Annotated in this window: 8 protein-coding genes; all 8 read left to right on the forward strand. The window is 33.3% G+C overall.

All coding sequences use genetic code 11. The features are described 5' to 3' along the window. Positions 1-161: 161 nt before the first annotated feature. The 8 genes from COX95_01755 (at position 162) to COX95_01790 (ending at position 6,239) form a co-directional block, all read left to right on the forward strand. Entirely contained in the window at positions 162-740 is a 579-nt protein-coding gene (locus COX95_01755; protein ID PIZ86251.1) for a 30S ribosomal protein S16, read from the forward strand. Positions 741-867: 127 nt separating this feature from the next. Then, entirely contained in the window at positions 868-1,215 is a 348-nt protein-coding gene (locus COX95_01760) for an RNA-binding protein (GenBank protein ID PIZ86252.1), read from the forward strand. Positions 1,216-1,291: 76 nt separating this feature from the next. Beyond that, positions 1,292-1,969, forward strand: a complete 678-nt coding sequence (locus COX95_01765; protein PIZ86258.1) for a tRNA (guanosine(37)-N1)-methyltransferase TrmD — start codon at positions 1,292-1,294, stop codon at positions 1,967-1,969. Between the two features lie 7 nt (positions 1,970-1,976). Then, positions 1,977-2,186, forward strand: coding sequence for a hypothetical protein (locus tag COX95_01770; protein ID PIZ86253.1), 210 nt, complete (start codon positions 1,977-1,979; stop codon positions 2,184-2,186). Positions 2,187-2,207: 21 nt separating this feature from the next. Beyond that, a complete protein-coding gene (locus tag COX95_01775; protein ID PIZ86254.1) occupies positions 2,208-2,387 on the forward strand; it encodes a ferredoxin in 180 nt (59 codons plus the stop codon). Between the two features lie 13 nt (positions 2,388-2,400). Then, positions 2,401-3,192 (forward strand): hypothetical protein, encoded by a 792-nt coding sequence (locus COX95_01780; GenBank protein PIZ86255.1) that lies wholly within the window; start codon positions 2,401-2,403, stop codon positions 3,190-3,192. 53 nt (positions 3,193-3,245) lie between these two features. Beyond that, positions 3,246-4,004 (forward strand): hypothetical protein, encoded by a 759-nt coding sequence (locus COX95_01785; protein ID PIZ86256.1) that lies wholly within the window; start codon positions 3,246-3,248, stop codon positions 4,002-4,004. 174 nt (positions 4,005-4,178) lie between these two features. Further along, positions 4,179-6,239, forward strand: a complete 2,061-nt coding sequence (locus COX95_01790) for an excinuclease ABC subunit UvrB (protein PIZ86257.1) — start codon at positions 4,179-4,181, stop codon at positions 6,237-6,239. The last annotated feature ends 489 nt before the right edge of the window (positions 6,240-6,728 follow it).

Raw genomic sequence — 6,728 nt, forward strand, 5'->3', positions numbered from 1 at the left:
TTGGGTAATATTTCACCCATTGATTATTTAATAAAAACTGTTCCGGAGTCTCAAATGTGCGTGACGCGTACAATGAATTGACTTTTAGTCCCACATTTGCTAATATTCCTACATAGCTTTAAGAGATAAGGCAATTTTTAATTTAGAAAAGGATAAAATTTATGTTAGTAATCAGACTCAGAAGGACAGGAAAAAAGAAAAGACCAAGCTTTCGTGTTATCGTAGCTGAAAAAACCATGCCTATTTATGGTCGTTTTGTAGATATTATAGGAAATGTTAATTTACAGGTACAACCAAAAACTATCAATATTGATAAAGAAAAAGCCTTGGAATGGATTAAAAAAGGTGCAAAACCTTCCGATACTGTCGCAAGACTTATGATTAAGGAAGGTATATTAAAAGAGGAAGATGTTGAGAAAAAGCCTGATAAGAAAAGATTAAAGAAAAAAGATCAAAAAACAGGAGGAGCAGCACCATCAACGTCAGTAGTAGCACCTGTTGTAAGTGAAGAAAAGAAAACAGAGGAAGCTCTGGCATCCGTCAAGGCCGAGGTTGGAGTCCCGACCGAAAGCGTCGGGAAAGAAAAATCAGCAGAGGAAATTAAGAAGCCAACTAAAGAGAAAGAAGAACCCAAACAAGCTGATAAAAAAGAGAAGACTGTTAACGAAAAAGAGCAAAAACCCAAAGAAAATAAAGATAAAAAAGAGCCCAAAGAACCAGAGATAGAAAAGACAGAATAACTTAAAATCATATTTACTTTTATGAGAAAATTTGATATAATTTTAAGTCCAAAGATTGATATTATTGTTATAGTAGGGCTAGGTCGAAGCTCGAAATATTAAGAGATTCTTTTAAAGGGAGAAACAAGTGGCAACAGAAAAAGACCAAGAATTTGTTGAATACATTGTTAAGGCACTAGTTGATAGTCCAGATAAAGTTCAAACAAGCAGAACTATCGATGAAAGAGGAGTTTTGATTGAACTTAAAGTTGATCCTTCCGACATGGGAAAAATAATTGGAAAAGAAGGAAAAACCGCTAAATCAATTAGGACTTTACTAAGAGTGGTTGGCGCTAAAAACAATGCAAGAGTAAATCTTAAAATTGTTGAGCCAGAAGGCAGCGAGAGACCAGAAGGCGGCGCTAAAGTTGAAGGCAGCGAGAAAGCCGAAGTCAAAGATGACACTGCTTCAAGTATTGACGATATTAAAATCTAAATAGAAATTTTAAGAACCCTTCGGCCTCAAACCGGAGGGTTTTTTGATGTATAATAAAATTATCATGAAACCGAAAATAAATTTTCATATATTAACTCTTTTTCCAAAAACAATTGAATGCGTTTTTTCTGAAAGTATTATCAAAAGGGCTAGAGAAAAAGGTTTGGTAAAAATCCACATACATAATTTTAGAGATTGGGGAATTGATAAAAGAAAACAAGTTGACGATAAAGCTTGTGGCGGTGGAGCAGGTATGGTTTTAAGGGTAGATGTTATAGATAAAGCGCTTAAAGCAATAAAATTAAAGATTAAGAATGGGAAAAAGAAAGTTATATTATTAACTCCTCAAGGTAAGGTTTTTAAACAAAAAACAGCCGAAATATTATCAAAAGAAAAAAACATTATTTTAATTTGCGGCCATTATGAAGGTTTCGATGAGAGAATTAGAAAGAATTTAGTGGATGAGGAAATTTCTATAGGGGATTATGTCTTAACTGGCGGAGAAATTCCGGCAGCAATGCTTATAGATTCAATATCCCGTCTAATCCCAGGTGTTTTAGGTAAAGAGGAATCTTTACAGGAAGAATCCTTTAAAGATGGATTATTAGAGTACCCTCAATATACCAAGCCAAATGAATACAAAGGATGGAAAGTGCCTGATATATTACTTTCCGGCAATCACGCAAAAATAAACCAATGGCGAAGAAATGAAGCAGTTCAAAAAACTAAAAAAAGGCGTCCGGATTTGCTATAATTAAGACATGCAAAAAATCAACAAAAAGATGACAATTCACGAAGTATTAGAAAAATGTCCCAAGTCCGATTCTGTTTTGCAAAAACATTTTGGGTTTTGTGCAGGCTGTCCGGGAGCTAAGCTTGAAACTGTTGCTTTAGGCGCCCATCTTCATAACAAAGATGTTAATCAGATAATTACAGAGATTAATGAAATCTATAATCAAAAAGAGAAATAACTTATTTTATGGGAGGTAAAAATGCCTAATGTCGATAAAGAAAAATGTATTGGTTGCGGTTTATGCGTGTCGATTTGTTCTGACTGTTTTGAATTAGGGGAAGATGGAAAATCTCAAGCAAAGGGTTCTTGCAAGGGCGATGAAGATTGTATAAAAGAAACTGTTTCAAGCTGCCCAGTTCAAGCAATTTCTGAGGATTAATAAAGGCTTAATTATGAAAACAAAAATTATTTTAATTGCAACAATTGCAATCGTGTTAATAATAATTTCTTTTTTTGGTTTTGGATACTATTCTCTTCGAAAAGCAGATAATTTAGTAAAAGAACAGAAGATAAATGAAGCTGTATCTATGTATGAAAAAATATCTCAGCTACCATTTTTCCAAATTGCTAAGGAGAAGCTAAATTCACTGATGAGTTATAAAGATGGCTTAGAAGCATTTAATAATCATAAATGTAAGATTGCAAATGAAGAATTGGCAAAAGTTTCCGAGAAAGAAAGTTATTTTGAAGACGCCAATAAAAAAATTGAAGAATGTGAAAAATATTTAGAGTATGCAATTATAGTTAATAATAATTTGATCACTCTGGAGGAGTTTAAAGAGGCGTATGACTACGTGATAGCTTATTACAAATTTATAAACTATTCTTTAGACAATAGCCGAAAAAAAGAAATGAAAAAAGATATTACTAACTCTCTTATTAGGGATGAAATTATAAGAGAAGAAGTTAAAAAAAGAGGAATTGAGATATCCTCTAAGGAAGTAGACGACAAATACCAACAATATCTCAAGGAAAACAATGGAGAAAAGCAATTAATGGATAATTTGAAGAAAACTTATAATTGGGGATTGGAAGAATTCAAAGAACAGATCAAGAAGCAATTGTTAAGAGAAAAATTAGAAAATGTCATCAAAAAGGAAAACAAAAACTTTGATCCTTGGTTATCAGATCTTGTCAATAAAGCAGATATTAAGAAGAACCAATTAGCGATCGATTCTTTATAATAAATGTTTCGTTCAATCTATATTTTAAATAAATATCGATAGGAAAACTCTAGATGACGCAAATGTATAGGTTAGTGAAAATTATATTTTTATTAGCTCTAATTTCATTAGGCTTATCTTTTTATTTTATAAAACAGCCGCCTCCTAAGAATGATTTTTTATCTGATTTACAACAAAGCCCGCTTCAGGCACCTACTGATAAGCAAGAATTTTCTATAGAAAAAAATGGAATAACTTATAACTTAAAACCAATGTATGATTATGAGTTTTATGGAACCATAGTTTCTTTTTATAACACTTCTACCTGGTTGGATGATTTTTATAAAAGAGCGGGCGATTTTATAAATATTAAAGATATTTGTGTTATTTGGGGGGATAATATTAATAGCGAAGTTTATAAATCACTAAAGTTTAGTAACGGAACTTATAAGTGCTTTATTGAGGGTAGATCCGAGGATGCATCGAAATTTAAAAATAATTCCTTATCCAATAACCACCTTTTATCAGATAATGAGGAAATAAATAAAAAAATTATTAGTGCTGGTAAGTGGGATCAAATATATTTGAAGGGTTATCTGGTAAGTTATAGCAAAAAAGGAGAATCTTTCGTCAGAACTTCAAGTATTACCAGAGACGACGTGGAGGATGGCGCATGCGAAGTAATTTACGTTACAGATTTTAAGATACTTAAAAAGAGTAATACTTTTTGGCAGGAAATATTTACTTTATCAAAATATTCGTCAATAACAAGTTTTATTTTAATGGTAATTTTGTTTTGGGGCATAATCAGTAAAGAGAATGCTGAGTTCTAAAAATTTGAGAACAACCGCCCTAAAGATTTTTGATTAGTATTGTGTATAGCAAGCATTACAATGGTCATTTCTTATAACGCATATAGAGTTTTTTGAGCTAATGCTCCTTTTTTATTTGCATAAACCAGTTTGATCAGAGAAATCTCTCTGTTATAATAATAGTTTGGAGTATCAATGGATAAATTCAAAATAGTATCAAAATTCAAACCGACTGGAGATCAGCCTAAGGCTATAGAGAGCCTAACCAAGGTCTTGAATCATGGCAAAAAATTTCAAACTCTACTTGGAGTAACTGGCTCCGGGAAAACTTTTACAATGGCTAACGTTATTCAGAATATTCAAAAGCCGACTTTGATTATTTCTCATAACAAAACATTGGCCGCTCAACTTGCTTCGGAGTTTAAGGAATTTTTTCCAAACAATTTTGTAGGATATTTTGTTTCTTATTATGATTATTATCAACCAGAAGCATATATCCCTTCTACGGATACTTATATAGGTAAAGAAACTTCTTTAAATGAAGAAATAGAAAAGCTTAGATATCAGGTAACCGCTAATTTATTATCCAGGAAAGATGTAATTATTGTTGCTTCTGTTTCGGCAATATACGGCTTGGGTTCCCCTGAAGATTACGAGGCAATTAGCATAAATTTTAAAGTAGGAGAGAAGTATGATCTTACTAATATTCTAAAACAACTAACCGCACTGCAATATGAAAGAAATGATACAGATGCAAAGAGGGGCACTTTTAGAGTTAAAGGCGATGTGTTAGATATTTTTCCAAGCTATGAAGATACTATATTTAGAGTTGAGTTTTCAGGGGAGGAGATCGAAAGACTCTCCAGGTTAAATCCCATAACCTTAAAAAGGGAAGCAGTTTTTAATGACATAGATCTTTTTCCTGCTAAACATTTTGTTATGCCGGAAAGCCGAGTAGCTTCAGCCATAGAAAGGATAAAGGAAGAGCTGGAAACAAGAGTTAAAGAATTAGAAGCAGAAAATAATTTATTGGCTGCCCAACGCTTAAGGCAAAGGACAGAATTCGATTTAGAGATGCTTAAAGAAGCGGGCTACGTTTCGGGGATTGAAAACTACTCGTTTTATTTATCAGGCGAAGAACGTAAAAAGGGAGACCCGCAGTTTACCTTGATTGATTATTTTTTGCATAATTCTTCTGATTACCTTTTGTTTATTGATGAGTCTCATATAACCGTGCCTCAAATTGGCGGAATGTATGCAGGAGATCGTGCCAGAAAGCAAACCTTGGTTGATTACGGGTTTCGTTTACCTTCAGCATTGGAAAATAGGCCTTTAAAATTTAATGAGTTTGAAGGTAAGATCAATCAAGCTATATTTGTTTCTGCTACCCCAAGCAAGTATGAATTTGCGAAAAGTACGAATGATAAAGTCCAAAATTATTTTGAATTATACAGATTGCACGAAAAAGGGAAAAATGTTGAAGGGGTAGTTGAGCAGGCAATAAGGCCAACCGGGATACTAGATCCGGAAATTGAGATCAGGCCGGCAAAAAATCAGATTGATGATGCAATAACTCAAATTCAAAAAAGAATAGAGAAGAAACAGCGCATACTTGTTACCACCTTAACTAAAAGGATGGCTGAGGATTTAGCTGAATACTTGATTGAATTGGATATTAAAGTTCATTATTTACATTCAGATATTGAAACTTTAAAAAGGCTGGATATATTAAGAGATTTTAGGGCCGGCGTTTATGATGTTGTAGTCGGTATTAATCTTTTAAGAGAAGGATTGGACTTGCCGGAAGTGTCCTTGGTATTGATTTTGGATGCAGATAAAGAAGGATTTTTGCGCTCTGCCACTTCTTTGATCCAGACTATAGGAAGAGCGGCCCGTCATATTGAAGGAAAAGCTATTATTTATGCGGATAATATTACGAAATCTATTAAGCAGGCGGTTAAGGAAACTGAAAGGCGCCGAAAAATTCAGCATGAGTATAACTTGAAGCATAATATCACCCCGACAAGTATACAAAAAGATATTAAAGCAGTTTTTGCAGGTATCGGAAAATCTGATTCTGATGAAAAAACAATCCAGATATCAAAAATTCCAAAAGATGAAATAACTTATGTCATCTCAAAATTGAAGGATGAGATGAATTTATATGCCGAGGCGCTTGAATTCGAAAAAGCGGCCAAAATTAGAGACCAAATTAAAGCCTTAGAGGAACAAACTAAAAAGAGCCGGAAAATTTAGATTTGCCGGCTCTAAAATAATCATTAATAGCTATGTTTTAGTTAATAAAAATGATGCTAGCATAAACAGCATAACCATAAAAAAAACAATAACTAGCTTGACTCTTCCTTTATCAAACCCCGTATTTTTCTGTAGTTCATTTTCCATGAATAAAATTTTAACAAAAAATAATCATTTTCGCAATATGCAATGAAGTGAATCCGAAAACCTCATTAATAAATTCTGATAAACGTTATTGAAAGCAAAGTTACTAGTCTCGTTATTCCCGTTTTTCTTCCGTCATTCCCGCGAAGGCGGGAATCTAGTTGGATTCCTGTTTCCGTAGGAATGACAAAGAAAGGGGTTCTCGGATTCACGGGCGATGGATTTAATCATTCTGGATACCATGTCGTGACTATTAATTAATGAATAAGTTACGAAACATTTGAGACTCCTGCAAATAACTAAGGAGTTTCCAATATGCATATCAAAGCCTTGTGGTATAAGACT

Source organism: bacterium CG_4_10_14_0_2_um_filter_33_32, assembly GCA_002792735.1.
Lineage (GTDB): Bacteria > Patescibacteriota > CPR2_A > CG2-30-33-46 > CG2-30-33-46 > CG2-30-33-46.

Coding starts and splice junctions, on each gene's coding strand:
- COX95_01755 (PIZ86251.1), top strand. CDS start 162: ATGTTAGTAATCAGACTCAGAAGGACAGGAAAAAAGAAAAGACCAAGC.
- COX95_01770 (PIZ86253.1), top strand. CDS start 1,977: ATGCAAAAAATCAACAAAAAGATGACAATTCACGAAGTATTAGAAAAA.
- COX95_01775 (PIZ86254.1), top strand. CDS start 2,208: ATGCCTAATGTCGATAAAGAAAAATGTATTGGTTGCGGTTTATGCGTG.
- COX95_01780 (PIZ86255.1), top strand. CDS start 2,401: ATGAAAACAAAAATTATTTTAATTGCAACAATTGCAATCGTGTTAATA.
- COX95_01785 (PIZ86256.1), top strand. CDS start 3,246: ATGACGCAAATGTATAGGTTAGTGAAAATTATATTTTTATTAGCTCTA.
- COX95_01790 (PIZ86257.1), top strand. CDS start 4,179: ATGGATAAATTCAAAATAGTATCAAAATTCAAACCGACTGGAGATCAG.